Source organism: Georgenia sp. G2120, assembly GCF_055326485.1.
On the sequence record NZ_JBUZNL010000005.1, the window covers coordinates 152,732 to 178,564 of the forward strand.

The 25,833-nt window shown below is 73.2% G+C and carries 21 protein-coding genes; 6 read left to right on the plus strand and 15 right to left on the minus strand.

Annotation, left to right across the window (positions count from 1 at the left end; genetic code table 11):
• The first annotated feature begins 112 nt into the window (after positions 1-112).
• The 3 genes from gcvH to ACZLMO_RS07915 all read left to right on the plus strand — a co-directional run bounded on the left by gcvH (position 113) and on the right by ACZLMO_RS07915 (position 5,188).
• Positions 113-499, plus strand: a complete 387-nt coding sequence (gcvH, locus tag ACZLMO_RS07905) for a glycine cleavage system protein GcvH (protein ID WP_425713332.1) — start codon at positions 113-115, stop codon at positions 497-499.
• Complete coding sequence (gene gcvP, locus ACZLMO_RS07910; protein WP_463653402.1) at positions 496-3,420, plus strand: aminomethyl-transferring glycine dehydrogenase; 2,925 nt, start codon at positions 496-498, stop codon at positions 3,418-3,420. Before gcvH ends, gcvP begins: the two co-directional genes overlap by 4 nt.
• 214 nt (positions 3,421-3,634) lie before the next feature.
• Positions 3,635-5,188, plus strand: coding sequence for an RNA polymerase sigma factor (locus tag ACZLMO_RS07915; protein ID WP_463653403.1), 1,554 nt, complete (start codon positions 3,635-3,637; stop codon positions 5,186-5,188).
• Positions 5,189-5,342: 154 nt separating this feature from the next.
• On the opposite strand, the gene ACZLMO_RS07920 is transcribed toward ACZLMO_RS07915, so the two are convergent.
• The 5 genes from ACZLMO_RS07920 to ACZLMO_RS07940 all read right to left on the minus strand — a co-directional run bounded on the left by ACZLMO_RS07920 (position 5,343) and on the right by ACZLMO_RS07940 (position 9,207).
• Entirely contained in the window at positions 5,343-5,840 is a 498-nt protein-coding gene (locus ACZLMO_RS07920) for a DUF2510 domain-containing protein (RefSeq protein ID WP_463653404.1), read from the minus strand.
• A gap of 80 nt (positions 5,841-5,920) precedes the next feature.
• A complete protein-coding gene (locus tag ACZLMO_RS07925; protein WP_463653405.1) occupies positions 5,921-6,505 on the minus strand; it encodes a hypothetical protein in 585 nt (194 codons plus the stop codon).
• Between the two features lie 53 nt (positions 6,506-6,558).
• Positions 6,559-7,956 carry a DUF3152 domain-containing protein gene (locus tag ACZLMO_RS07930; protein ID WP_463653406.1) on the minus strand — a complete coding sequence of 466 codons (1,398 nt, stop codon included), beginning with the start codon at positions 7,954-7,956 and terminating at the stop codon, positions 6,559-6,561.
• Between the two features lie 101 nt (positions 7,957-8,057).
• On the minus strand, positions 8,058-8,909 hold the full coding sequence (locus ACZLMO_RS07935; RefSeq protein WP_463653407.1) for a DUF1206 domain-containing protein: 852 nt from the start codon (positions 8,907-8,909) through the stop codon (positions 8,058-8,060).
• 94 nt (positions 8,910-9,003) lie between these two features.
• Positions 9,004-9,207 carry a DUF7455 domain-containing protein gene (locus ACZLMO_RS07940; protein WP_463653408.1) on the minus strand — a complete coding sequence of 68 codons (204 nt, stop codon included), beginning with the start codon at positions 9,205-9,207 and terminating at the stop codon, positions 9,004-9,006.
• 184 nt (positions 9,208-9,391) lie between these two features.
• Here ACZLMO_RS07940 and ACZLMO_RS07945 point away from each other — a divergent pair, with 184 nt between their 5' ends.
• From ACZLMO_RS07945 to ACZLMO_RS07955, 3 genes are read left to right on the plus strand one after another with little or no spacing between them, the layout of a single operon-like run.
• Entirely contained in the window at positions 9,392-11,509 is a 2,118-nt protein-coding gene (locus ACZLMO_RS07945) for a DNA gyrase/topoisomerase IV subunit B (protein WP_463653409.1), read from the plus strand.
• Between the two features lie 49 nt (positions 11,510-11,558).
• Positions 11,559-12,110 (plus strand): N-acetyltransferase, encoded by a 552-nt coding sequence (locus ACZLMO_RS07950; protein ID WP_425713341.1) that lies wholly within the window; start codon positions 11,559-11,561, stop codon positions 12,108-12,110.
• A complete protein-coding gene (locus ACZLMO_RS07955; protein ID WP_463653410.1) occupies positions 12,107-13,240 on the plus strand; it encodes a GNAT family N-acetyltransferase in 1,134 nt (377 codons plus the stop codon). The genes ACZLMO_RS07950 and ACZLMO_RS07955 overlap by 4 nt, the downstream gene beginning before the upstream one ends.
• Before the next feature lie 73 nt (positions 13,241-13,313).
• On the opposite strand, the gene ACZLMO_RS07960 is transcribed toward ACZLMO_RS07955, so the two are convergent.
• The 10 genes from ACZLMO_RS07960 to ACZLMO_RS08005 form a co-directional block, all read right to left on the minus strand.
• Positions 13,314-14,198, minus strand: coding sequence for a sugar phosphate isomerase/epimerase family protein (locus tag ACZLMO_RS07960; protein ID WP_463653411.1), 885 nt, complete (start codon positions 14,196-14,198; stop codon positions 13,314-13,316).
• Positions 14,195-15,412, minus strand: a complete 1,218-nt coding sequence (locus tag ACZLMO_RS07965) for a dihydrodipicolinate synthase family protein (protein WP_463653412.1) — start codon at positions 15,410-15,412, stop codon at positions 14,195-14,197. Before ACZLMO_RS07965 ends, ACZLMO_RS07960 begins: the two co-directional genes overlap by 4 nt.
• Entirely contained in the window at positions 15,409-16,626 is a 1,218-nt protein-coding gene (locus ACZLMO_RS07970) for a Gfo/Idh/MocA family protein (RefSeq protein ID WP_463653413.1), read from the minus strand. The genes ACZLMO_RS07965 and ACZLMO_RS07970 overlap by 4 nt, the downstream gene beginning before the upstream one ends.
• A 307-nt stretch (positions 16,627-16,933) precedes the next feature.
• Complete coding sequence (locus tag ACZLMO_RS07975) at positions 16,934-18,001, minus strand: LacI family DNA-binding transcriptional regulator (RefSeq protein WP_463653414.1); 1,068 nt, start codon at positions 17,999-18,001, stop codon at positions 16,934-16,936.
• A gap of 200 nt (positions 18,002-18,201) precedes the next feature.
• The gene (locus tag ACZLMO_RS07980; protein WP_425713347.1) at positions 18,202-18,942 is read right to left on the minus strand and encodes an ABC transporter ATP-binding protein; all 741 of its coding nucleotides are present in this window, start codon (positions 18,940-18,942) and stop codon (positions 18,202-18,204) included.
• Positions 18,932-19,702 (minus strand): ABC transporter ATP-binding protein, encoded by a 771-nt coding sequence (locus tag ACZLMO_RS07985; protein WP_463653415.1) that lies wholly within the window; start codon positions 19,700-19,702, stop codon positions 18,932-18,934. The genes ACZLMO_RS07980 and ACZLMO_RS07985 overlap by 11 nt, the downstream gene beginning before the upstream one ends.
• The gene (locus ACZLMO_RS07990) at positions 19,689-20,939 is read right to left on the minus strand and encodes a branched-chain amino acid ABC transporter permease (protein WP_463653416.1); all 1,251 of its coding nucleotides are present in this window, start codon (positions 20,937-20,939) and stop codon (positions 19,689-19,691) included. Before ACZLMO_RS07990 ends, ACZLMO_RS07985 begins: the two co-directional genes overlap by 14 nt.
• Positions 20,923-21,810 (minus strand): branched-chain amino acid ABC transporter permease, encoded by an 888-nt coding sequence (locus ACZLMO_RS07995; RefSeq protein ID WP_463653417.1) that lies wholly within the window; start codon positions 21,808-21,810, stop codon positions 20,923-20,925. The genes ACZLMO_RS07990 and ACZLMO_RS07995 overlap by 17 nt, the downstream gene beginning before the upstream one ends.
• 4 nt (positions 21,811-21,814) lie before the next feature.
• Entirely contained in the window at positions 21,815-23,035 is a 1,221-nt protein-coding gene (locus ACZLMO_RS08000; RefSeq protein ID WP_425713351.1) for an amino acid ABC transporter substrate-binding protein, read from the minus strand.
• A gap of 297 nt (positions 23,036-23,332) precedes the next feature.
• Positions 23,333-25,807 carry a DNA gyrase/topoisomerase IV subunit A gene (locus ACZLMO_RS08005; RefSeq protein WP_463653418.1) on the minus strand — a complete coding sequence of 825 codons (2,475 nt, stop codon included), beginning with the start codon at positions 25,805-25,807 and terminating at the stop codon, positions 23,333-23,335.
• Between the last annotated feature and the right edge of the window lie 26 nt (positions 25,808-25,833).

Genomic DNA, 25,833 nt, shown 5'->3' on the forward strand with positions numbered 1-25,833 from the left:
CGACCGGTCGCGCCGCACCCGCGACGTCCCCTCCTCACCCGCCTCCTCCCGTTCGCCCCACCTGTCCCCGTCAGACTCGTCCCGATCCGCCACGTACCCGAAGGAGACCGCCGTGAGCAGCTACCCCGAGGACCGGAAGTACACCGCAGAGCACGAGTGGATCGCCGTCGACGGCGCGACCGCCAGGGTCGGGCTGACCAGGTTCGCCGCGGAGTCGCTCGGCGAGGCCGTGTACGTCGACCTGCCCGAGGTCGGCGACACCGTGACGGCCGGCGAGGCCTGCGGAGAGGTCGAGTCGACGAAGTCGGTCTCCGACCTCGTCGCCCCCGCCACCGGCGAGGTCACCGCGGTCAACGACGCCGCGGACGCCGACCCGGCGCTCATCACGAACGACCCCCACGGCGAGGGGTGGCTCTACGAGATCACGGTCGGCGAGCTGCCGTCCGACCTGCTCGACGCCGCCGGGTACGCCGCGCTCGCCGACGAGGCCGCCAAGTGAGGCCCTTCGTCGACCGCCACCTCGGCGCGGGCGCCGCCGCGCGCGAGACGATGCTCGCCGCGGTGGGCGCCTCGTCGTCGGCCGACCTCATGGCGCGCGCCCTGCCCCCGAGCATCCGGGACGACGCCGAGACCCTCGCCGCCGAGCTGCCGATCCCGGCGGCGGCGAGCGAGGCCGAGGTCGCCGCCGAGCTCCGTGCGATGGCGGCGACCAACACCGTGCGGCGGTCGATGATCGGCCAGGGCTACTACGGCACCCACACCCCGGCGGTGATCCGGCGGAACGTGCTGGAGAACCCCTCCTGGTACACGGCCTACACGCCCTACCAGCCCGAGATCTCCCAGGGCAGGCTCGAGGCGCTGCTCAACTTCCAGACCCTCGTCTCGGACCTCACGGGCCTCACGGTCTCCGGCGCGTCGATGCTCGACGAGGCCACGGCCGTGGCCGAGGGGATGCTGCTCGCGCGCCGCGCCGTCAAGGGCGCCGGCCCGCGCATCGTCGTCGACACCGACCTGTTCGCGCAGACCGCGGCCGTGCTGGCCACCCGGGCCGAGCCCGTCGGCATCGAGCTGGTCCCCGCCGACCTCTCGGCCGGGGAGCTCCCGGACCTCGAGGGCGTCGCCGGGGTCGTCGTCCAGGTCCCCGGGGCCTCGGGACGCATCCCCGACGCCGAGGTGCTGCGCGGTGTCGTCGAGGCCACCCACGCCGCCGGGGCACTCGCGATCGCCGCCACCGACCTGCTCGCGTGCACGCTGATGACGGCGCCCGGCGACCTGGGGTTCGACGTCGCCGTCGGCTCCTCCCAGCGACTCGGCGTGCCGATGGGCTTCGGCGGTCCCCACGCGGGCTTCATGTCGGTGCGCGAGGGCCTCGAGCGACAGCTGCCGGGCAGGCTCGTCGGCGTCTCCGTCGACGCCGACGGACGGCCCGCCCACCGGCTCGCCCTCCAGACCCGCGAGCAGCACATCCGCCGCCAGAAGGCCACGAGCAACATCTGCACCGCTCAGGTGCTGCTCGCGGTCATGGCCTCGTCGTTCGCGGTCTACCACGGCCCCGAGGGACTCACCGAGATCGCCGCGCACGCCGCCCGGTCGGCGAACGAGCTCGCCTCCCGCCTCCGGGCGGGCGGCGCCGACGTCGCGGTCGGCGGCCGGTTCGACACCGTCGAGGTCCGCGTCCCCGGGCGGGCCGCCGAGCTCGCCGCCGCCGCGTCGGCGGACGGGGTGTGGCTGTGGGTCGAGGACGCCGACACCCTGCGCATCTCCACCGACGAGACGACGACGGCCGGCGACCTCGACACGGTGGTGCGCGTCGTCGTCGGGCAGGACCGGACGCCGGGGGAGGGCGCCGGCCGGGCCGCGCCTGCGGGTGGGTCCGAGCCCGCCGGCGGGGCCGGGCCGACCGCGCCGGGCGACCCGACCGACGGCACGGGCGTCCCCGCGTCGATGCGCCGGACGACCGAGTTCCTCACGCACCCGGTGTTCTCCGCGCACCGCTCCGAGACCGCGATGCTCCGCTACCTCACGCGGCTCGCGGCGAAGGACTACGCGCTCGACCGCGGCATGATCCCGCTGGGCTCGTGCACGATGAAGCTCAACGCCGCGATAGAGATGGAGTCGATCAGCTGGCCGGGCTTCGCCGCGGTCCACCCGTTCGCGCCCGCGGAGGACGTGACCGGCTACCTGCGCCTCGTCGAGGACCTCGAGGGCTGGCTCGCCGCCCTCACGGGGTACGAGGCGGTGTCGCTCCAGCCCAACGCCGGCTCCCAGGGCGAGCTCGCCGGGCTCCTTGCCATCCGCGGCTACCACCGGTCCCGCGGGGACGAGCGACGCACCGTCTGCCTCGTCCCGGCGTCCGCGCACGGGACGAACGCGGCCTCGGCGGTGCTCGCCGGGTTGTCGGTCGTGGTCGTCCCCTCCGCGTCGGACGGCTCGATCGACATCGACGCGCTCACCGAGCTCGCCGCGTCCCACGCCGACGACCTCGCGGCCATCATGCTCACCTACCCGTCCACGCACGGCGTCTACGAGGAGCACGTGCGGCAGGTGTGCGACGTCGTGCACGAGCACGGGGGCCAGGTCTACCTCGACGGCGCCAACCTCAATGCGCTGCTGGGCCATGCCAGGCCCGGCGAGTTCGGCGGCGACGTCAGCCACCTCAACCTGCACAAGACCTTCTGTATCCCACACGGGGGCGGCGGACCCGGCGTGGGGCCGGTGGCCGCCAAGTCCCACCTGGCGCCGTTCCTGCCCGGGCACCCGCTCGCGCAGGGCGACCTGCGCGCGGACGGGGCGGTGTCGGCGGCTCCCTACGGCTCCCCGTCGATCCTGCCGATCACGTGGGCGTACATCCGGCTCATGGGTGCGGACGGGCTGCGGCGCGCCACCGAGGACGCCGTGCTCGCGGCGAACTACGTGGCGGCGCGGCTCGGCGACACGTTCCCGGTGCTCTACCGCGGCCCGGGGGACGCCGTCGCGCACGAGTGCATCCTCGACCTGCGCCCGCTCAAGTCCGCGACCGGCATCACGGTCGACGACGTCGCCAAGCGCCTCATCGACTTCGGCTTCCACGCGCCGACGATGAGCTTCCCGGTGCCCGGCACCCTCATGGTCGAGCCCACCGAGTCCGAGGACCTGCCGGAGATCGACCGGTTCGTCGACGCGATGCTCGCCATCGAGGCCGAGGCGCGGGCGGTGGCCGAGGGGCGGTGGCCGGCGGTCGACAACCCGCTCGTCAACGCCCCCCACCCCGCCGCACGTCTGGCAGGGGAGTGGACGCACCCCTACACGCGCGCCGAGGCCGCGTTCCCGGCCGGCGAGGAGGACAAGTACTGGCCGCCGGTGGCGCGCGTCGACGGCGCGTTCGGGGACCGGAATCTCGTCTGCTCGTGCCCGCCCCCGGAGGCGTTCGCCCAGGTCTGAGGGGCGTATCAGGGGACCGACTGACGCCCCGTCGGCGTCGGCGCGCAGCCGGAGGTGCGTCGACGCCGACAAGGGTGTAATGTCTGTGTCGGCTATAATTGTAGGGACGGCGCGCGCCGCCCCGGGCTCGTTCTGCGGGTCGGCATGGAACATGCGGCGCGACGGGCGTGTTGAGACCACGACGCCCCCACCCCCGGCGAAAGGCCCCCTACCGATGAGTACCGACGTTACTGAGCCTGCGACGGGCACGAGCACGACCACCCCCGCGGCGAAGACACCTGCCAAGAAGACCACCGCCAAGAAGACCACCGCGAAGAAGCCCGCGGCGAAGAAGACGACCTCGTCCACGACCGCCGCGAAGAAGACCACGGCGAAGAAGACGTCCAGCGCGAAGTCGTCGACCACCGCCGCGAGGTCGGGCAGCACGGCGAAGTCGTCGACCGCCGCGAAGAAGACCACCACCGCGGCCGCTCCGATGCGTGGCGCGAAGGCCGCGAAGCCGGCGGACGAGGTCGAGGAGACCGAGGAGACGACGACCACCCCCGAGGACGTCGACGAGTCGGAGCTCGTGGACGAGACCGGCACGGCGGACACCGACAGCGCCGACGAGGCCGACGACTCGGACGACGAGACCGACGGCGCCGACACGGACGATGCCTCTGACGAGGACCACGCCGAGGAGCCGGCCCCGGCGCAGTCCGCAACCCGTGGTTCGCGCCGCGGCAAGCTCGCCGTCGTCCCGGACGCGTCCTCCACGAAGGACGGGAAGTCCGGCAAGGAGGAGACGACCGCGAGCGGGTTCGTGGTCTCGGACTCCGACGACGACGACCAGCCCGTCCAGCAGGTCGTCACCGCCGGCGCGACCGCGGACCCGGTCAAGGACTACCTCAAGCAGATCGGCAAGGTGGCCCTCCTCAACGCCGAGCAGGAGGTCGAGCTCGCCAAGCGCATCGAGGCCGGCCTGTTCGCCGAGGAGCGCCTGGCCCAGGAGCCCGAGATGGAGCGCAAGCTCTCCCGGGAGCTGCAGTGGATCGCGAACGACGGCCGCCTCGCGAAGAACCACCTCCTCGAGGCGAACCTGCGACTCGTCGTGTCCCTGGCCAAGCGGTACACGGGTCGCGGGATGCTGTTCCTCGACCTCATCCAGGAGGGCAACCTCGGCCTCATCCGCGCGGTCGAGAAGTTCGACTACACCAAGGGCTACAAGTTCTCCACGTACGCGACCTGGTGGATCCGTCAGGCCATCACCCGCGCCATGGCCGACCAGGCCCGCACCATCCGCATCCCCGTGCACATGGTCGAGGTCATCAACAAGCTCGCCCGCGTCCAGCGGCAGATGCTCCAGGACCTGGGCCGCGAGCCCACGCCCGAGGAGCTCGCCAAGGAGCTCGACATGACCCCGGAGAAGGTCGTCGAGGTCCAGAAGTACGGCCGCGAGCCCATCTCCCTGCACACCCCGCTCGGCGAGGACGGCGACTCCGAGTTCGGTGACCTCATCGAGGACTCCGAGGCCGTCGTGCCCGCCGAGGCCGTGAGCTTCACGCTCCTGCAGGAGCAGCTCAACGCCGTGCTCGACACGCTCTCAGAGCGGGAGGCCGGCGTGGTCTCCATGCGGTTCGGCCTCCAGGACGGCCAGCCCAAGACCCTCGACGAGATCGGCAAGGTCTACGGGGTCACCCGCGAGCGCATCAGGCAGATAGAGAGCAAGACGATGTCGAAGCTCCGTCACCCGAGCCGCTCCCAGGTCCTGCGCGACTACCTGGACTGACCCCGACCGAACGACCGACCCGACGGGCCCGTGTCGCACCTCATCGTGCGGCCCGGGCCCGTCGGCATCCCCGGCCGGTACAGATATCGGGCGTTCCGGCACGGACGCCACGCGCCACGGAGGCCGACGACGGGCGGTCGAGCTCCGGCGCCGCCTAGAAGAGTGTCATCACGCCCCAGATGGCGAGCAGGACGCCGAAGGCGATCGTCACGCCCCACAGCCCCTTGATGAGGAAGCTGGTCGTCCGCCGGGACTGCGGGTCGTCGTCGTACCGTCCGAAGGGGAGGCCCGCCATCGTCGGCCCGGGTTCCCGGCCCTCGTGGGCCGCGACGGCCCGCTCGGCATCGGAGATCCGCGAGGGCGGCGGCTCGGCGCCGTCGGCGCCGAACGCGTCGCCGTAGCCGCCTGACCCGTCGCCAGGGGCGCCGGAGGCGTCCGGCCCGTTCATGCCGTACGGGTCGGAGGCGGGCCGCTCGCCGGCCGGGGTGGGCGCGGCGGAGGCGCCGTACTGCTCGGGGCCCGCAGCCGGGTACTCGTCGGGGCCGGCCGTCCCGGGCTCCCGGACGTCGGCGGTCCATCGTGTGCCGTCCCATCGACGCTCGAGGCCCTCCTGCCACGGGTCCGGGTGCCAGCCTGGTTCGCGCTGCTCCATCTCGGGACTCCTCGTCTCGCTCGGTCGGGCGTAGTCCAGCGTGGCACAGCGGCGCGTGCGGCGCCGGTCAGGCACAGGGGTCAGGTACCTGGCGGTCGGGGTCGGTCGGGTCGCGCGCCGGGCCACGGCGGACCCCAGGGCCGCGCGGTGGTCGCGAACGCGACGACGAGCCGGCGTGCGGCCCCGGTGAGCACGAGCCCGAGCATGACGCGAAGCAAGGAGCCGTCGGCGAGGACGAGCTCGACCCGACCGGCCTGCAGCAGTCGGCCTCGGCGTCGGGCACCGCGGACAACGTCGCGCGGCAGGTCCCACAGGATCTCGGGTGCGCTCTCGAGGGGATTCGTCGTGAGGACCACCCGGTGGGACGTGACGAGGAGGTACGGGAACGTCTCGCAGCGGTCGATCGCGTCGCGCACCTCGGTGGCGAGACAGTCCGGCCAACCTATGAGGGACACGCCCGTGACCACCGAGTCCGCGAGATCGGCGGTGTAGTCGGTCGGCAGGCCGAGCAGCATGTCCAGCGGCGACCCGAGGTCGAACCTCGGCCGCGGACCGAAGCGCTCGGCGCCCGCCATGTAGGCCACACCCTCCCAGGCGTGCGGGCGCTCGTCGGGCGTGCGTAGCACGCGCGGCAGCGCGTGCCCGGCATGGCGGAGCATGTCCATGGCGTCATGCTGCCGTACCGCTGACCCGCCGCGACGCGCGCGAGCGAGGGGGATCAGGGGTAGGGCCACCCGTTGGGGATGCACCCCTGCATGCCGAGCGTCTGCTGCTGCATGACGGGAGCCGGCCGTCCCGGCGCGGGACAGCGCACGTGTCCGTGGCCCAGGAAGTGGCCCATCTCGTGGTTGACGACGTAGTCGCGGTAGCTCGTCAACGAGCCACCCGCGTTCGTGAACGGCGCGGCGCCGTACGCCCAGCGGTTCGCGTTGATGACCACCGACGTCCCCACGCGGCACGAGGTGTACCCGTTCGTGTTGAGCGGGTAGCACAGGCGGTCCACCGTGGCGGGCGAGGTCAGGCGGAGGACGACGTCGGCGGGCCCGTCCGTCCGGGCGAACGAGACCGCGCCGTGGCGCCCCCACCCGCGCGAGGCGTTGAGGGTGGTCATGACGAGGTCGGCGAACTCGGGGCGCACCACGGAGATGCCGCGCTCGGTCTCGATCCGCACGCGGACCGTCCGCGCGGAGTCGTTCGGGGCGGGCACGGAGCCCGGGACGACCGCGAAGGTGCCCGACCCGGACCACGGCGGTGCACCGACGAGCCCCCCGTTGGTGGGCGGCGTCGGAGGCGGTGGCGGGGGAGTCGGGGCGGCCGCGGGGCGCCGCAGGCCGAAGGTGTCGGCGCCGTTCCCGTCCCAGTCGCCGGCGAAGGCCGTGTCGTCCGTGCGGCCGAAGGAGATCGTGCGGTCCGCGTTCCCGCCGGCCAGCGTGGTGCTCACGTGCAGCTCGGTGCCGCGGCGCACGGCGAGCGTGTCCGTCCCGTCCCCGTCCCAGTCGCCGACGAGGACGGTGTCCCCGGCGCGACCGTAGTCGAGCTCGATCTCGGCGTTGCCGGAGGTGAGGGTGTCGGAGAGGAAGTACCGGTTCCCGCGCCGCACGGCGAGGGTGTCGGTGCCGTCCCCGTCCCAGTCGCCGACGAGGACGGTGTCCCCGGCGCGGCCGTAGTCGAGCTCGATCTCGGCGTTGCCGGAGGTGAGGGTGTCGGAGAGGAAGTACCGGTTCCCGCGCCGCACGGCGAGGGTGTCGGTGCCGTCCCCGTCCCAGTCGCCGACGTGGACGACGTCGGCCGCCCGGCCGTAGGCGATCTGCCGGTCGGCCGGCCCCGAGGTCAGCGTGTTGCGCAGGTGGTACACCTGGCCGCGGCGCACCGCGAGCGTGTCGGTGCCGTTCCCGTCCCAGTCGCCGGTCAGGACGTCGTCGTCGGCGCGGCCGTAGACGAGGTGCCGGTCGGTGACGCCGTCGAGGTCGTCGTCGAGGAAGAACTCGGTCCCTGATCCGCCGACCTCCCCGGTGGCCGCCGTGGGCGAGGCGGGGGCCGTGAGCGCTGCGAGGGTGGCGAGGGCGGACACGGCGGCGAGAGCGCCAAGCCGGCGCGGGGTCCTGGTGGGGAGCACGGCCCCCAGGCTAGGGGCTCGGGCGGCACCCGGACAGCGTTTCGGCAGGTCGGTCCGGCCCGCCCCCTCCGGTCGGGCCCGTCAGGACCTGTCGGTCCGGCTCAGTCCTTGACGACGTGCCGCGCGGCGAGCACGTGGAACACGCCGAAGAGCATGAGGCCCACCGCGATCGCGCCGACGAGCACCGGGCCCGCGGGCCAGCCGAGGATGGTGACGAGCGCGGTGTCGGTGCCACCGGCCTGGTCCGGGTCCGACCGCAGCGCCGCGAGCGCCACGAGGACGCCGAGGACGGTGAAGGCGAACCCGCGTGCCGCGTGCCCGACGCGGCCGGCGAGCAGCACCTTCCGGTCGACGCGCGGGTCGAGCTTCTTGGCGAACCGCTCCGTGGCGCCGGTCCAGATCCACCACAGCCCGACCGCCACGACGGCGCCGCCGACGCACGCGAGCAGGATCTGCCCGCCCGGCTGGGACAGGAGGGTCTGCGCACCCTGCTCCTCGGTGTTCCCCGACCCGGAGCTGCCGCGCATGAGGACGACGACGCCGGTCACCGCCAGCGCAGCGGCGACGACCCCCTTGGCGGCCGAACCGATCCGCCGCGCCAGGTCCGAGGACCCGTGCTCGTCCGGGTGCCCGACGACCGCGAGGACGAGCTGCCAGACGACGTAGCAGAGCAGGCCGAGCACCATGACGACGAGCAGGGCGGCGCCGAGCGGCGTGCTGCCGATCTCCTCGATCGCTCCCGAGGCGGTCGAGTCCTCGGAGGAGCCGGATCCGATCGCGAGGCCCATGGCGATCCAGCCGACGACGAACCACACGACGCCCTGGGCGGCGAAGCCGACCTGGCCGAGCCGGTGGAGCCACCCTCCACGCGCGGAGTCCTGAGCGTCCTGGGCCACCTCGTCGGCCTGGTCCTTGACCTGGTCGACCTGGTCCTTCATCGAGTCGCTGTCCACCGGGGCATCGAATCATCTGTGGCGGGCCGCTGCACCCGGGACGACGAACGGCTGCCGCCCCGCGCGGGGCGGCAGCCGTTCGGGGCGTGCCGGGTCAGGCGTCCGCGCTGAGCAGACGGTCGCTCTCGTCGTGGATCTTCGTGGCCACCTCGTCGAGCTTGTCGGCGTGGCGGCGGGCGTGGTGCGCGCAGAACAGGAGCGAGCCGGAGCGCAGGGTCACGCGGACGTAGGCCTGTGCGCCGCAGGCGTCGCAGCGGTCGGCGGCGGTGAGCTGGGGTTCGGTCGCTGTCGTGGTCACACCGGCATGTAATCATCCCGGACCCCGTTCTGTGCCGAGGTGGCGGGGGAGTTCGCCCCCGGCGTAGCCGCGTGTCGCCCCGGTCACCGGCCGTCGACCGCGCCTCCGCGACCGTCGACCGCGCCTCCGCGCCCGTCGGCCACGCCTCCGCGCCCGTCGGGCGGCCCCGCCGTACGATCCTTCGGTGAATCCCACCTCCGCCGCCGAGTACTCGGCACGGCACCTGTCGGTCCTCGAGGGACTGGCCGCCGTGCGCAAGCGACCGGGCATGTACATCGGCTCGACCGACGGTCGGGGCCTCATGCACTGCCTGTGGGAGATCGTCGACAACTCGGTCGACGAGGGCCTCGGCGGGCACGCGACCCGCATCGAGATCGTCCTGCACCCGGACTCCTCGGTCGAGGTCCGCGACGACGGACGAGGCATCCCGGTCGACGAGGTCCCCGGCGTCGGGCTGTCCGGTGTCGAGGTCGTCTACACCAAGCTCCACGCGGGTGGGAAGTTCGACTCGGGGTCGTACGCGACCTCGGGCGGACTGCACGGCGTCGGAGCGTCGGTGGTCAACGCGCTCTCGGCGCGCCTCGACGTCGAGGTTGACCGCGGGGGGAAGACCCACCGGATGACGTTCCGCCGCGGTGAGCCCGGCACGTTCGACGACCCGGCCGCGGGCCCCTCGGCGGACGCCGACTTCCAGCCGTTCGAGAAGGCGTCGAGCCTGGAGGTCACCGGCAAGGTGCGCCGTGGTGTCACCGGGACGCGCGTGCGGTACTGGGCGGACCCACAGATCTTCCCGGCCACGGCCGAGTTCAGCCTCGAGGAGGTGCTCGGTCGCGCCCGGCAGACCTCCTTCCTCGTCCCGGGCCTGACGATCGTGGTCTCCGACCGCCGCGCGTCGGACCCCGAGGAGCACACGACCGAGGAGTTCCGGCACGACGGCGGTACGGCGGACTTCGTCGAGTACCTGTCTCCGGACACCGCGGTGACCGAGGTGTGGCGCCTGACCGGTCAGGGCGCGTTCACCGAGACGATCCAGCAGCTCGACGGCAAGGGCCACCTGCGGCCCGTCGAGGTCGAGCGGGTCTGCGAGGTCGACGTCGCGCTGCGCTGGGGCACGGGGTTCGAGACGACCGCCCGCAGCTTCGTCAACATCATCGCCACCCCCAAGGGCGGCACGCACGTGGCCGGCTTCGAGCAGGCCGTCCTCAAGGTGGCCCGCAAGCAGATCGAGGCGTCCGCGCGTCGGCTCAAGGTCACCGCCAAGGACCCCCGGATCGAGAAGGACGACGTCCTCGCCGGCCTCACCACAGTGGTCTCGGTCCGCGTGCCCGAGCCGCAGTTCGAGGGGCAGACCAAGGAGGTCCTCGGGACCGCGCAGGTCCGGCAGGTCGTGGCGAAGGTGGTGGAGGCCGAGCTCACGGACCTGCTCACCTCGACGAAGGCCGCGCAGCGGTCGCAGTCGAACGCCCTGCTGGAGAAGATCGTCGGCGAGATGCGTGCGCGGGTCGCCGCCCGCACGCAGAAGGACATCTCGCGACGGAAGAACGCCCTCGAGAGCTCGTCGCTGCCGACCAAGCTCGTCGACTGCCGCTCCAAGGAGGTCGAGCGCTCCGAGCTGTTCATCGTCGAGGGCGACTCCGCTCTCGGCACCGCGCGCCGGGCGCGGAGCTCGGAGTTCCAGGCGCTGCTGCCGATCCGGGGCAAGATCCTCAACGTCCAGAAGGCCTCGGCCGCGGACATCCTCAACAACGTCGAGGTCGCGACGATCTTCCAGGTCATCGGGGCCGGGTCGGGGCGCACGTTCGACCTCGACCTCGCCCGCTACGGGAAGATCGTCCTCATGACGGACGCCGACGTCGACGGCGCCCACATCCGCACCCTCCTGCTCACCCTCTTCTTCCGGTACTGCCGGCCGCTGGTCGAGGCGGGCCGCGTCTTCGCCGCGGTCCCGCCGCTGCACCGGGTCGAGGTCGCGGGCTCGGGCGGGCGCAAGGGAGAGGTCCACTACACCTACTCCGACGCCGAGCTCGCCCGCCTGCTCGCCAAGCTGGACAAGGCCGGGAAGAACCTGCGGTCGACCCCGCAGCGGTACAAGGGCCTCGGTGAGATGGATGCCGACCAGCTGGCCGAGACCACGATGGACCCCGCGCGCCGCACGCTGCGACGCATCACGGGGGCCGACGAGGAGGCGGTGGCCCGCGCCGAGTCCGTCTTCGAGCTGCTCATGGGCAGCGAGGTCGCGCCGCGCAAGGACTTCATCGTGGCCGGTGCGGCCGCGGTCGACCGTGAGCGGATCGACGCCTGAGGCGGGGGAGTCCTCGGGCCCGGCGACACGGCGACGTAGACTTCCGGGCATGATCGTGTCCTCGGCCGGGTCCGCCGCGCAGCTCGCGCGCCGGTTCGACCCGCCGGCCTCCGCCGCGGTCCCGGGTCCCCACCTGGGCCTGCGCTGGCGCACCCTCGCCGCCGACGACGGGGCGGACGTCGCGGCGCTGTGGGACCGTTCCGACGCCGTCGACTCCCGCGGGACGCGCACGACCCGGGCCGACGTCGACCGGCTGCTCTCGGCCGCGGCCGACGCCGGCGACACCCTCGGCGGGTTCGACGCCGACGGGATCCTGCGCGCGGCGGCGGCGCTCGTCCTCACGCTCCAGGGCGACGGCGCGGAGGTCCGCCTGCGCGCGACGATCGACCCGGGCAGGCGCGGGCTGGGCATCGGCAAGGCCCTGCTCGGCTGGCAGGACGACCGAGCGCGTCAGCTCCTCGCCGACGCCGCACCCGCCGGGCCGGCTCGCATCGTCATCGAGGTCGACCCGCACCAGAGCGACCGCCGTCGCCTCTGTGCGGCTGCCGGCTTCGCCCCCGAACCCGGCGCGCCGGGTCGGACGTTCGCGGTGGTGCTGTGAGCCAGCCTCCCGGGCGCGGGCTGCGCGCCGCACTGACGGGCCTGCGCACCTCGACCCGGCGTCCCTCCGGCGAGACCGTGGCCATGCACGTCCTCGCCGAGCCCGACCCCTCGACCGGGTCGACCGACCGGCTCCTGCCGCGGGCGGTCGACGGGCTCACGTGGTCGGTGCTCGACGCGCCGCGCGCAGCCGAGCTCGCCGCCCTCGTCTCCCGCATCGAGTCGGCCGACGGCACCCCGCTGCGCACCTCTGCCGAGGAGGTCGAGAGCTACTTCGCCGCCCGCGAGGGCTACCGGGCGGTCGCCGGGGACGACGCCGAGGGCGTGCTGCGGGCGTTCGGCCTGGTGCGACCCAAGGGCGAGGTCGTCGACGGCATGCCCTCGTTCACCTGCTCCGGCGGGGTCGACGACGCGCTGCGGCTCAAGGGCGCGGGCGCCGCGCTCGTCGGCTGGCAGGTGGCGACCTCGCAGGCGCTGCTCGCTGAGTCGGGGGCCGAGCGTGGCGCCGTCGTCGTCCACGTCGACGAGAGCGAGTCGGATCTCAGCGCGCTGCTCGAGGAGCACGGGTTCCGGCCCCGGCGCTGGTACGTCCAGATGCGCCGGAGCCTGTCGCTCGACATCCCGACGATCCCGCTGCCCCCGTACGTGTCTGTCGAGCCCTGGACGCCCGAGCTCGCCGACCAGGTGCGGCGTGCCCACGGCCGGGCGTTCGCCGACCAGCCGGAGGGCGCGATGGAGCGCGGCGCCGAGCTGTGGGGCCCGGAGGCGACGGCCTTCGAGCCGGGCTGGAGCTTCGTCGCCCTCGACCGGTCCTCGGACCGCGCGAAGGTCGCCGGCTACGTCGTGTCCAGCAGGTACGAGCAGGACTGGGAGGCGCTGGGCTGGACCGAGGGGTACACCGAGGTCCTCGGCGTGCTGTCGGAGTGGCGCGGCAAGCACGTGGGCAGCGCCCTGCTGAGCGCCGTCATGCGCGCGTACGCGGCCGACGGCATGGAGTACGCGGGGCTCGACGTCGACGTCGACTTCTCGCTCGACGTCGACCATCCGGAGCCGCACTCGATGATGGCGCTGTACACGAGCCTCGACTACGTCCCGACCAGCCGGTCCGCCCTGTACGTCCTCGAGCTCTGACGCGGATCCGTCGCCCTGGACGAGCACGCCGGACGACGACGCAGCGCGCGGCTGCGCCGCCGTCGAGCGATGTTCAGCGGTGCAGGTGGGGCTCGACGAGCTCGGCGTAGCGCGCGGCCACCGTGGCCAGCGTGGAGTCGCCGGGCGCGTCCCAGATCTCCTGGTTGAAGATCTCGACCTCGACGTCGCCCGTGTACCCGGCGTCGGCGACCCAGCCCGTGATGGTGGCGAAGTCGACGAACCCGTCCCCGGGGAAACCGCGGGAGAGCAGCGGGTCGGCGGCGATCGGGAGGTTCCAGTCGCACACCTGGTAGGACGCGAGGCGTCCCTCGGCGCCGGCGCGGGCGACCTGCTCGCGCAGGTCCGGGTCCCACCACACGTGGTAGGTGTCGACGACGACGCCGACGGTCCCGGGTGCGAAGGGGGCCGCGAGGTCGAGGCACTGGCGCAGGGTGGAGAGCACCGCGCGGTCGGCCGCGAAGATGGGGTGCAAGGGCTCGAGCACGAGGCGTACGTCGCTGCCGGCAGCGTGCTCCGAGAGCTCGGCGATCCGGTCGGCCACCCGGGCGCGGGCGGCCACGAGGTCCCTGTCGCCGCCGGCCGACGGCGGGCCGTTGGGGCCGGTGGCCGCGGGCAGCCCGCCGACGACGAGGACGAGCTCGCGGGTGCCGAGGGCGGCCGCCTCGTCGATCGCGGCGCGGTTGTCGGCCAGGGCGGCGCGCCTCCCGTCGTCGTCGGCCGCGGTGAGGAACCCACCGCGGCACAGCGAGGAGACGCGCAGGCCCGCCTCGCGCACGAGCCGGGCCGCGCGCTCGAGCCCGGCCTCGGCGACCCGGTCGCGCCACAGCCCGAGGGCGGGGATCCCCGCGGCCACCGCGCCCTCGACGGCCTCCTCGAGGGTCCAGCGCTTCGTCGTGGCGGTGTTGAGGGAGAGCCGGGACAGGTCCGGGGCGCTCATCGTCCGGCCCCGATCCCGGCGACGTCGAGGAAGCGGGTCATCCGCGCGGCGGCGAGGTCGGGGTCGGTGAGCAGCCCGGCGGCGTCGGCCAGGCGGACGAGCTCGACGAGGTGCGGGACCGAGCGGCCCGACTGGAGGCCGCCGACCATCTGGAAGCCGGGCTGGTGGCCGTTGAGCCACGCGAGGAAGGCCACGCCCGTCTTGTAGTAGAAGGTCGGGGCGGCGAACACGTGTCGTCCGAGCGCCTGCGTCGAAGCCAGCGTGGCGTGCGCACCCGCGGTGTCCCCGGCGTCGAGGGCGCTCAGGGCGTGGGACGCGGCCGGAGCGATGGCGGCGAAGATCCCGAGGAGCGCGTCCGAGTGCCCGCGCTCGTCGCCGACCACGAGGTCGGGATAGTTGTAGTCGTCACCTGTGTACATCCGCACGCCCTCGGGCAGGCGCTCCCGGACCCAGATCTCCAGGTCCGCGTCGAGAAGCGAGATCTTCATGCCGTCGACCGCGCCCCGGTGCTCACGCACGAGGTCGAGGAGGACCTCGGCGGCCGCGTACGGGTCGTCGTGCCCCCAGTAGCCGGCGAGCTGCGGGTCGAACGCCTCGCCGAGCCAGTGGAGGATGACCGGCGCCGACGAGCGGGACAGGAGGTCGGCGTAGACCGAGCGGTAGTCGTCGGCGTCGCGGGCGGCGGCGGCGAGCGCGCGGGACGCCATGAGGATCGGCCGGGCGCCGGCCTCGCCGACCACGTCGAGCTGGCCGCGGTAGGCGTCGGTCACCGTGCGCAGCGCGCCGGCCGGGTCCGCGCCGTCGACCTGGGCCGGCAGCACCTCGTCCGTGCCGGCGCCGCAGGCGATCGTGCCGCCCACGGAGGCGGCCTCGGCCGACGAGCGGCGGATGAGCTCGGCCGCGGCCGGCCAGTCCAGCCCCATGCCGCGCTGCGCCGTGTCCATCGCCTCGGCGACCCCGAGTCCGAGCGACCACAGGTGGTGCCGGAAACCCAGCGTCGAGTCCCAGTCGAGGACCGCGGGCGCGCCCGGGGCGGTCTCTGCGGTGACGACGGGGACGACGTGGGCGGCCGCGTAGGCCACCCGCGAGGTGAACGGGGCCGACGGGCGGTCCCAGCCCCGGGCCGGCGCGAGCCGGTGGTCCTCCAGGGTGCCGTCGGCGCCGGGCAGCGTGACGCCCGGCCCGGTGCCTGTGCCGGTGCCGGTGCCGGTCATCGGGCCGCTTCCGCGGGCGCGGCCGGCGCGGGGGCGGACCCGTGCGCCGTGTCGAACGAGACGACCGGGACGTCGAGGCGCCGGCCCTCGGCCGAGGAGCGCAGGCCGAGCTCGGCGAGCTGCACCCCGCGCGCGGCGGACAGCAGGTCGTAGCGGTGCGGTCGGCCGGCCACGACGTCGTCGAGGAACTCCTCCCACTGGGCCTTGAAGCCGTTGTCGAGCGTGGCGTTGGCGGGCACGTCGAGCCACTGGTCGCGGTAGGACTCGGTGACGGGCAGGTCCGGGTTCCACACGGCGGCGGGCGTGTGGGCGCGCTGCTGGGCCACGCACGAGTGCAGGCCCGCGACTGCCGAGCCGTGGGTGCCGTCGACCTGGAACTCGACGAGCTCGTCGCGGTGGACGCGGGTCGCCCACGAGGAGTTGATCTGGACCACCACGGGGTCGCCGCCGGGGGTGGTGACGTCGAAGATCCCGTAGGCGGCGTCGTCGGCGGTGGCGGTGTAGGTCGCCCCCTGCTCGTCCACGCGGGAGGGGATGTGGGTGACGGTCCGCGCCGTCACGGTGTCGACCGTGCCGACGATGCCCTCGAGGACGTAGTTCCAGTGGCAGAACATGTCCGTGGTGATGCCCCCGCCGTCCTCGCTGCGGTAGTTCCACGACGGCCGCTGACCGGGCTGGACGTCGCCCTCGAACACCCAGTAGCCGAACTCGCCGCGCATCGAGAGAATCCGGCCGAAGAAGCCCTCGTCGACCAGGCGGCGGAGCTTGACCAGGCCCGGGAGGTAGAGCTTGTCGTGGACCACGCCGATGGTCACGCCCGCCTCGTCGCCCCGGCGCGCGAGCTCGACCGCCTCGTCGAGGGTCTCCGCCGTCGGCTTCTCCGTGTAGACGTGCTTGCTCCGGTCGAGGGCGGCCGTGATCGCCTCGACCCGGCGGGAGGTGACCTGCGCGTCGAAGTACACGTCGATCGACGGGTCGGCGAGGACCGACCCGAGATCCGTCGTCCAGTGCTCGACCCCGTGCCGGCGCGCCAGCTCCGCGACCTTGTCGGCGTTCCGGCCCACGAGCACGGGCTCGACCTGGACGAGGCTCCCGTCGCTCAGCCGGACGCCCCCGGCGTCCCGGATCGGGAGGATCGAGCGGACGAGGTGCTGGCGGTAGCCCATACGTCCCGTGATGCCGTTCATGGCGATACGGAGGGTGCGAGTGGTCATGGTCTCTCCATCGAGTGCGGGGCGGAATGCGCTTTCCAGATTATGGGGCGGGGCACCGGGTGTCAACGAGGTCCACGCCCGCGAGGTGTCGAGAGTGCGGGTGAGGGTGCTTCGTGAGGTGTCGAGGGTGCGCGTGTGCGCGCCCCGCGTGTCGAAGGTGAGGGTGAGGGTGCCCCGCGTGTCGAGGGTGCGGGTGAGGGTGCTTCGTGAGGTGTCGAGAGTGCGCGTGTGCGCGCCCCGCGTGTCGAGGGTGCGGGTGAGGGTGCCCCGCCTGTCGAGGGTGCGGGTGAGCGCGCCCTCGGGCTCCTCAGTCGATCCGCGGCGTGGACTCGCGCAGGACGACGGACGCGCCGACGGGCACCTCGCGGGGACCGTCGGCGAGGTCGAGCGCCAGGGGGACGGCGAGCCGGCCCATCTCGACCATGGGCAGGGCCACCGTCGTCAGGCCGGGCGCGACGTCCCGCAGGGTGGTGATGTCGTCGAAGCCCGCCACGGCGACGTCGCCGGGCACGTCGAGGCCCGCCTCGCGGACGGCGGACATCGCGCCGACCGCCATGACGTCGTTGACGGCGAAGACGAGGCGCGGTGTGCCCTCGCCGCGCAGCAGGGTGGTCATTGCGGCGTGCCCGCCGTCGCGGGTGAAGTCGCCGGGGACGACCCGGTCGTCCGGGACCTCGACGCCGCGCTCGGCCAGCGCGTCGCGGAAGGCGGCCTGCCGGTCGCGCGCCGTCGTGTGCCAGTCGGGGCCGGCCAGGATGCCGACGTCGCGGTAGCCCAGGCCGTGCAGCGCCCGGGCGAGCTCGGCGCTGCCGCGCGCGTTGTCCGGGACCACGGTGCTGAGGCCGGGCAGGGGCTGACCGACCAGGGCCACGCGGCCGCCGCGGTCCTGGTAGGTCGCGAGGACGTCCCGCAGGCGTTCGTTGACGGCGGCGTCCTCCACGCGGCCACCGGCGATGATGATCGCGCGCGCCCGCTGGTTCTGGAGGGTGGCGATGAATTCGAGCTCACGCACCGGGTCGCGGTGCGTCGTCGCGAGGGTGACGACGCAGCCTGCCTCGTCGGCCGCGTTGATGACGCCGGCGGCGATCGCGGAGAAGTACGGGTCGGCGATGTCCTGGACGATGAGGCCGACGGTGTCGGTCCGGCCGCGGGCCATGGCCTGGGCGTTGGCGTCGGGGGAGTAGTCGAGCCGCTGCGCCGCGTCGAGCACGCGTTCCCGGAGGTCCTCCCGGACCCGGCGTTCGGAGCTGCCGTTGATGGCGCGCGAGGCGGTCGCGAGGGACACGCCCGCCTCCTGGGCCACCTGGGACAGGGTGACGCGGCCCCGTCCGCCCGCGCGTGGTGCCGCGGGTCGTCCAGCCCCCTGCTCGACCATCGCCCCTCCTCGTGCTCTCGCGCGGACCCTCGCCGCGACCGGATCGCCGCGACGCTAACCCAGACCTCCCGTGAACGCCCGCCGGGACCGCACCGTGGGGCTGGTCCCGGCGGGCGGCGGAGCACCCGCGCCGGCAGGCGGAGAACCCACCTCGGCAGGCGGACCTGCGGGGCCCCGCCCCGACCTGCGGGGCCCGCGCCTCAGGCGGCCGGCCGGCCGCCGAGGTAGAGGTCGCTCAGCTTGGGATCGGCGAGCAGCTCGCGCGCGGGCCCCGTGGCGAACACGGTGCCCAGGTCGAGGACGCACCCGATGTCCGCCATCTCGAGCGCGCGCCGTGCGTTCTGCTCGACGAGGAGCACGGCCACACCGGCGTCGCGCATCCGCGCGACCTCCTCGAACACGACGGTCGTGCGCTTGGGGTCCAGGCCCATCGAGGGCTCGTCGAGCAGGACGACGTCGGGCCGCACCATGAGCGCGCGGGCGAACTCGACCTGCTTCTGCTGACCGCCCGAGAGCACGCCGGCGACGGTCGACCATTTCTCGGCGACCACGGGGAAGATCTCGCGCACGAAGTCGGCGCGCTCGCTCAGCGAACCCTGGTCCTTGACCGAGTACCCGCCGAGCATGACGTTCTCCTCGACGGTCATCTCCTTGAACACGGAGTGGCCCTGGAGGACGTGGCTGAGCCCCTTCCGCAGCAGCGGCTGCGGGCCCTTGCCGGTGACGTCCTCGCCGTTGAGGCGGATCGTGCCCGAGCGGGGCGTGAGCAGGCCGCTGGCGACCTTGAGCACGGTCGACTTGCCCGCGCCGTTCGGGCCGACGAGGCAGACCACCGTCCCACGGGGGACCTGGATCGACAGGCCGCGCAGGACGAGCGCGGCCTTCCCGTAGCCGGCCTCGATGTGGTCGAGGTCGAGGATGATGTCGGACTCAGACGCCAAGGTAGGCCTCCAGGACTCGAGGGTCGGTCTTGACGACCGACGGGGGGCCGTCGGCGATCGGGGCACCCCGGTCGAACACGACGATGTGGTCGCACAGGCTCATGATGAGGTCCATGTTGTGCTCGACGATGAGGAAGGTCGTCCCCTCCTTGTTGAGCTCCCGCACGAGCGTGGCGATCCGCTCGATGAGCGAGGGGTTCACGCCACCGGCCGGCTCGTCGAGCATGACGAACGGCGGGTCGGCCATGAGCGTGGAGCCCAGCTCGAGGAGCTTCTGCTGCCCGTAGGAAATGTCCCGGGCCTCCGAGCGCTCGAGGTGGTCGATGCCCACCCGGGCGAGCATCTCGCGCGCCCGTTCGACCGTGGCGGGCGACGTGCTCCCGCCGAGGTACTGGCCGAGCGTGCGCGGCTGGACGGCGACGAGCATGTTCTCCAGCACGGTCATCCGGGGGAAGACCCGGCACAGCTGGAAGCTGCGGCCGAGGCCCGCCCGGGCGATCCGGTGGGGGGCCCACCGGGTGATCTCCTTCTCGTGCAGGAGCACGCGTCCGGAGTCCGGCTTGATCATGCCCGTCACGCAGTTGAAGAAGGTCGTCTTCCCGGACCCGTTGGGCCCGATGAGGCCGTTGATCCTCCCGTCGAGGAAGGTCACCGACGCGTCGGCCACGGCGTGGACGCCGCCGAACGACTTCGACAGGCTCTCGGTGCGCAGGACCGCCGTTCCCTCGGCGGTGCGTGCCTGGGGCTCAGCCACGGACATGGTTGTCTCCCTCGTCGTCCGCCTGCTCGGCGTCCGGTCGTTCGTCGTCGTCGGCCGTTCTCCGCCCGTGGGTCGAGGTGGCGCCGGAAGCTCCGACTGCATGTGCCGAACCGGCCACAGGTGCCGAGCCGGACGAGCCGGAGGACCCTGCCGAGGCCGTCTGGGTCGCGCGCAGCTCCTCGGCGCTCATCTCGCGGATCGAGGTCTCGCCCCGGTGCCGGAACCGCCGCCACAGGCTCTGCGCGCCGGTGAGGACGCCGTCGGGCAGGAAGAGCACGACGACGGCGAGCAGGATGCCGGTGGCGACGAGGTGGAACTGGCTCTGCCCGAACTCGAGGACGAAGTACTCCAGCGCGGAGCCGACGATGATCGCGCCGAGCAGCGGCCCGAACAGGAAGCGCGAGCCGCCGAGGAGGGCCATGAGGACCACCTGCGAGCTGAGGACCACGTCGAACTGGAAGATCGGGTCGAGGTCGCCGAACCACAGGCCGTACAGGCCCCCGGCGAGGCCGACGACCGTCGCCGATACCGCGAACGCCACGAGCTTGAGCCCCGCGGTGGGGATGCCGAGCGACTCGGCCTTGTCCTCGTCCTCCCGGACCCCCTTGAGCCCCGACCCGAACTGGGACAGGTCGATCATCGCCCAGACGAGCAGGGCCACGGCCAGCAGCCCGAGGAAGAGGAAGTAGAAGGTCTGGTGCATCTCCGGCCGCAGCATGTCGAAGGGCCGCGGGACCACGAGGCCCTCGGAGCCGCCCGTGAACGAGCGCCAGGACTGGAAGACGAGCTGGAGCACGAGGACGAGCGCGATCGTCACGATGACGAACGACGCCCCGCGCACCCGCAGCGCCGCGTACCCGACCGGGATCGCGACGACGAGCACGATGAGGGCGGCGATGCCGAGCGCGACGAAGCTGTTCATGCCGGTGTCGCGGACGATCAGACCGGTCCCGTAGGCGCCGAGCCCGAAGAAGGCGATGTGCCCGAGCGAGATGTAGCCCGTGAACCCGCCCATGATGTTCCACCCGGTGGCGAGCACCGCGTAGTTGAGCACGATGACGCCGGCCGAGAGCATGTAGGCGTTCGGGGCCAGCAGGGGCCACAGGGCGAGCAGGGCCACGACGACGACGATCGCGCCGATGCTGCGGACGCGTCGTTGTCCGGAGGAGCGCTCGCTGGCGTGCGGGGCGCGCGTGACGCGGGCGGGTGCGGTGACGGTGTCAGAATCTTTGCGCAAGGCGGCCTCCGAACAGTCCCTGCGGTCGGAACATCAGCGTGAGGAACAGGGCGAGGTAGAAGATCGTCTGCGCCCAGGTCGAGCCGACGGGCAGCTCGAGGAGCAGACGCATGACGCCGAGGACGAGGGCGGCGATCGCCGCCCCGGGCACCGAGCCGAGACCGCCGACGACGATGATCGCCATGAGCGGCCCGACCCAGTGCCAGTGCAACGACGGGTAGATCGTCGCCTGGAGGGACAGCGCGGCACCTCCGACGGCAGCCGTGGCCAGCCCGAGCCCGAAGCCGAACCCGGCGATCTTGTTCGTGTCGATGCCGACGAGCTGGGCCGCCTGCGGGTGCTGGATCGTGGCGCGCAGCGCACGCCCCAGCCGTGTCCGCTGGAGGATGAGCCACAGCGCCACGAGGGCGACGACGGCGAGCGCGAACGAGATGATCTGGACGACCGGGATCTGCGCGCCGAGCAGCTCGACGCTGTCCGAGCCGTAGCTGAGGTTGATCCTCCGCTGCGTGCCCGAGTACGCCATGCCGAGCCCGCCCTCGATCGCCAGGGCGATCGCGAAGGTGAGGAGCACCGACATCATCGTCATCGTCGCCGGCTTGAGCCGGCTGAGCAGGTAGCGCTGGATGACGAACCCGATGACGAAGAACAGCGGGATCGTGACGATCAGCGACAGGAGCGGGTCCCAGCCGGTGACACCGTGCCAGCGCCAGGCGATGTAGGCCGAGAGCACGATGAACGCGGCGTGCGCGAGCATGACCACGCGCATGATGCCGAAGTACATCGTGAGGCCGGCCGCGAGGAGCGCGTAGAGGCCACCGAGCAGGATCCCCAGGATGAGGGTCTGGAAGAGCAGGGGTCCGGAGACCATCCGGTCACCACTCCGGCTTCGGGTAGACGAGCTCGGTCGTGGCGGTCTCCTCGGGCAGGACGATGGCGATCTCGCCGTCGACGTACTGCTGGATCAGGTGCGCGCCGTCGGGCCGGCCGGCCTCGTCCCAGGACAGGGTGCCGACGATCGTGTCGACCGAGTTCTCGTGCAGCCAGTCGATGAGCTCCTGCTGGCAGTCGCCCTGCTCGGCGCAGCCCACGGCCTCGACGGCGGCGGCGACGACCTGGCCGGTCGTGTACGCGTTGGCCTCGTCCTCGCCGGGCGCGTGGCCGTGGATCTCGGTGTAGGCCTCGACGAACTCCGCGTTGGAGGGGTACTCGGACTCGGGCGTGTAGCCGGTCGGGGCGATGATGCCCTCGACGTTGCCGCCGATGGCCTCGACGAACTCGGGGTTCGTGGGCGCGGTGGAGAAGGCGGCCAGGCGCGGCTGGTAGTCGAGCTGCTGCAGCGCGAGGATGAGGTTGACCGCGTCCTGGTACTGCGTGCCGCCGATGACGACGTCGGGGTCGGCGGACGCGATCTGGGCGGCGATGCCGGAGAAGTCGGTCGCGTTGGGCGGGTAGACCTCGTCGACGACGATCTCCAGCCCCATCTCCTCGAGCCCGTCCCGCAGGCCGTAGGCGGTCCCCTGCGCGAACGGGTCGTCCATGGCGGCGACGGCGACGGTCTGCGGGCGCTCCTCCTCCGGCATGGCCTCGATGGCCTCGAGGAGGTGGTTGTAGTGGTCGGGAGCGATCGCGGGGGCCGCGTAGAAGATGTTCTCGAAGCCCTGCTCGAAGACCTCGGCGGCCGCGGCCGCCGGCTCGACGAAGAGCATCCCGTACTCCGACGCCACGCGGGAGGCGGGCACGACGAGGCGGGTGGAGAACGGGCCGAAGACGAGGTCCACCTCCTCCTGGGCGATCAGCGACTCGTAGTCGGCGACCACGCGGGCGGCGTCCGAGGCGTCGTCGAGGATCTGCAGCTCGACCTGCCGGCCGAGCAGTCCGCCGTTGTCGTTGATGATCTCGGCCCATGCCTCGTAGCCCCGCTGCACGCCGAGCCCGGGCTCGGCGAAGTCGCCCGTCAGCGGCAGCGAGACGCCGATGACGATGGGGTCGTCGGTGTCCTCACCGCCGCCCGAGTCGTCCGAGCCGCCGCACGCGGCGAGGACGAGAGCGGCGCCTGCCGCGATCGTGGTGAGCCTGACGATCTTCGTCGACATCCGAGCCTCCTTGTTCGGAACGAGCATGCGCGAAAGCGCTTTCCGCAGAGTAGGGCCGCGGGGTTCGGGACACAACCCCCGGCGTGTCGACGGTGTCCTCGGGCCGGCCGGCGACCCTTCGGGACGACGAGTGAGCGGACTTCTGCTTCACGAGTGAGCGCGGTCCTGCCGGCCGAACGAGCGCACGGAGCACGGGTGCGGACGACGCGAGGCGGCCCCGCTCCCTGATCGGGAACGGGGACGCGGGCCAGGAGCGGCGAGACGTCGGTGCGGTGCGGGAGCTCTGCCCCGTCGGCGTCAGCCGATCGCCGCGACCGGGACGGGCAGCGCCTTGCCGGAGCCGTCGCGCCGCTCGTCGACCTCGGGCAGCTCGACGGCCTGGCCGCCGGCGCCCACCGCGCGGACCGGGGTCGGGCCGACCCAGGCGAGCTGGAGCTCGTCCTCACCGCGGAGGAACCGCTGCGCGCGCACACCCCCGGTGGCGCGCCCCTTGGCGGGGTAGCGGTCGAGCGGGGTGACCTTGGCGCTGCCGGGCGTGGTGCCCGGCAGCGCGTTCGCCGGGCCCGCGATCGTCACGACCCCGTACGAGCCGAGGTCCGCGCTCGGGGCCACGCCCATGTGGACGAGCCGGGCGCCGCCGGTGAGCTTGATCCCGGCCACGCCCTTGCCTGCGCGGCCGGTGGGCCGGACGAGCGAGGCGTCGAAGCGGAGCAGCTGGGCGTCGGACGAGACGAGCACGAGCTGGTCGTCGTCGCCGGCGTGCCGGGCGGAGACGAGGGTGTCGCCGTCGGCGAGGGTGATGACGTCCCACGACTCGCGGTTGCCGGGACGGTCGGCGGGGGAGACCCGCTTGACCACGCCGTTCGCGGTCGCGAGCGCGACCGGCGCCGCGTCGTCCCCGAGGGCGACGAGCCCGACGACGGACTCCTCCCGCTCGAGCGCCACGAGCTCCTCGACGGCGGTGCCGCCGGAGAGCCCGGGGGCCGTCGAGGTGCCGGGCAGCGCCGGGGCGTGGAGCGCCTCGAGGCGGACGACCCGGCCGGCCGAGGTGACGAGGCCGACGTCGGCGCGGGCGGTCGTCGCGACGGCGTGGGTGACGGCGTCGTGGGCCACGCGGCCGCCGGTCCGCGGCGGTGCCTCCTCGCCGGGCGTGCGGGCGATCCGGCCGGTGCCGCCGAGCAGGACCCAGCACGGGTCGTCGGGCTCGACGAGCGGCGCGGCCGGTGCGCCCTTGCGTCCGCGCGCAGGCGCCGCCTCCGCCTCGGCGCCGGACCTCGGGGCCCCGCCCGCGGACTCGAGCAGCACGGTCCGCCTCGGGGTGCCGTGGGCCTGGGCCACCTCCGCGAGCTCGGACGAGACGAGGGAACGGAGCGCCTGGTCGGACCCGAGGATCTCCTCGAGCTCGGCGGCGCGGCGCAGCAGCTCCTCGTGCTCGCCCTCGATCTCGAGGACGGAGTAGCGGGTGAGTCGGCGCAGCTGGAGGTCGAGGATGTAGGTGGCCTGCTCGGCGCTGAGGTCGAAGACCGTCATCAGCTGGGTGCGGGCGGCCTCGGCGCTCTCGGCGGACCGGATGAGCTGGACGACCTCGTCGATGTTGAGGACCGCGGTGAGCAGGCCCTCGAGCAGGTGCGCGCGCTCGCGCGCCCTGCGCAGTCGGTGCTCGGAGCGGCGCCGGGTGACGGTGAGCCGGTGGTCGACGTAGACCTCGAGCATCTCCTTGAGCCCGAGCGTGCGGGGCTGCCCGTCGACGAGGGCGACGTTGTTGATGCTGAACGACTCCTCGAGCGGGGTGTAGCGGTAGAGCTGCTCGAGCACGGCATCCGGGTTGTAGCCGGTCTTCAGCTCGATGACGAGCCGCAGGCCCTGGTGCCGGTCGGTGAGGTCGACGACGTTGGAGATGCCGTCGATCCGGCGGGCGTCGACGCCCTCCTTGATCTTCCCGATCACCCGTTCGGTGCCGACCATGTAGGGCAGCTCGGTGACGACGATGCCCTTCTTGCGGGCCGTGACCTGCTCGACCCGCACGGTGGCCCGGGTGCGGAACGCGCCGCGCCCTCCGGCCTGGGCCTCGCGCACGCCGTCGAGCCCGACGATCCGCCCGCCGCCGGGCAGGTCGGGCCCGGGGACGAACCGCTGGAGCGCCTCGAGGCTCGCGTCCGGGTGGGCGACGAGGTGCCGGGCGGCGGCGACGACCTCCACGAGGTTGTGCGGTGCCATGTTGGTGGCCATCCCGACCGCGATGCCCGAGGCCCCGTTGACCAGCAGGTTGGGGAGCGCGGAGGGCAGCACCTCGGGCTGCGTCGTCGACCCGTCGTAGTTCGGGACCATGTCGACGACGTCCTCGCCGAGGTCGGCGACCATCGCGAGCGCAGCCTTCGCCTGGCGCACCTCGGTGTACCGGGGCGCCGCGGGCCCGTCGTCGAGCGAGCCGAAGTTCCCGTGCCCGTCGACCACGGGCAGCCGCATGGCGAAGTCCTGGGCGAGCCGGACCATCGCGTCGTAGATGGCGGTGTCGCCGTGCGGGTGGAGCTTGCCCATGACGTCGCCGACCACGCGGGAGGACTTGACGTGGGCCTTGTCGGGGCGCAGTCCCATCTCGTTCATCTGGAACAGGATCCGCCGCTGCACGGGCTTGAGGCCGTCCCGCGCGTCCGGAAGGGCGCGCGCGTAGATCACCGAGTAGGCGTACTCGAGGAACGAGCCCTCCATCTCGGCGGCGACGTCGATGTCGACGATGTTCTCCTCGACGACGGGCGGCGGTGCTTTCGGCATGCCGACGATCGTCGCACCGCCCGGGG

Bases quoted from the DNA above. Each gene is read 5' to 3' on its own strand.
- ACZLMO_RS07915 (WP_463653403.1), top strand. From the start codon at position 3,635: ATGAGTACCGACGTTACTGAGCCTGCGACGGGCACGAGCACGACCACC.
- ACZLMO_RS07920 (WP_463653404.1), bottom strand. From the start codon at position 5,840: ATGGAGCAGCGCGAACCAGGCTGGCACCCGGACCCGTGGCAGGAGGGC.
- ACZLMO_RS07925 (WP_463653405.1), bottom strand. From the start codon at position 6,505: ATGGACATGCTCCGCCATGCCGGGCACGCGCTGCCGCGCGTGCTACGC.
- ACZLMO_RS07950 (WP_425713341.1), top strand. From the start codon at position 11,559: ATGATCGTGTCCTCGGCCGGGTCCGCCGCGCAGCTCGCGCGCCGGTTC.
- ACZLMO_RS07960 (WP_463653411.1), bottom strand. From the start codon at position 14,198: ATGAGCGCCCCGGACCTGTCCCGGCTCTCCCTCAACACCGCCACGACG.
- ACZLMO_RS07965 (WP_463653412.1), bottom strand. From the start codon at position 15,412: ATGACCGGCACCGGCACCGGCACAGGCACCGGGCCGGGCGTCACGCTG.
- ACZLMO_RS07970 (WP_463653413.1), bottom strand. From the start codon at position 16,626: ATGACCACTCGCACCCTCCGTATCGCCATGAACGGCATCACGGGACGT.
- ACZLMO_RS07975 (WP_463653414.1), bottom strand. From the start codon at position 18,001: ATGGTCGAGCAGGGGGCTGGACGACCCGCGGCACCACGCGCGGGCGGA.
- ACZLMO_RS07985 (WP_463653415.1), bottom strand. From the start codon at position 19,702: ATGTCCGTGGCTGAGCCCCAGGCACGCACCGCCGAGGGAACGGCGGTC.
- ACZLMO_RS07995 (WP_463653417.1), bottom strand. From the start codon at position 21,810: ATGGTCTCCGGACCCCTGCTCTTCCAGACCCTCATCCTGGGGATCCTG.
- ACZLMO_RS08000 (WP_425713351.1), bottom strand. From the start codon at position 23,035: ATGTCGACGAAGATCGTCAGGCTCACCACGATCGCGGCAGGCGCCGCT.
- ACZLMO_RS08005 (WP_463653418.1), bottom strand. From the start codon at position 25,807: ATGCCGAAAGCACCGCCGCCCGTCGTCGAGGAGAACATCGTCGACATC.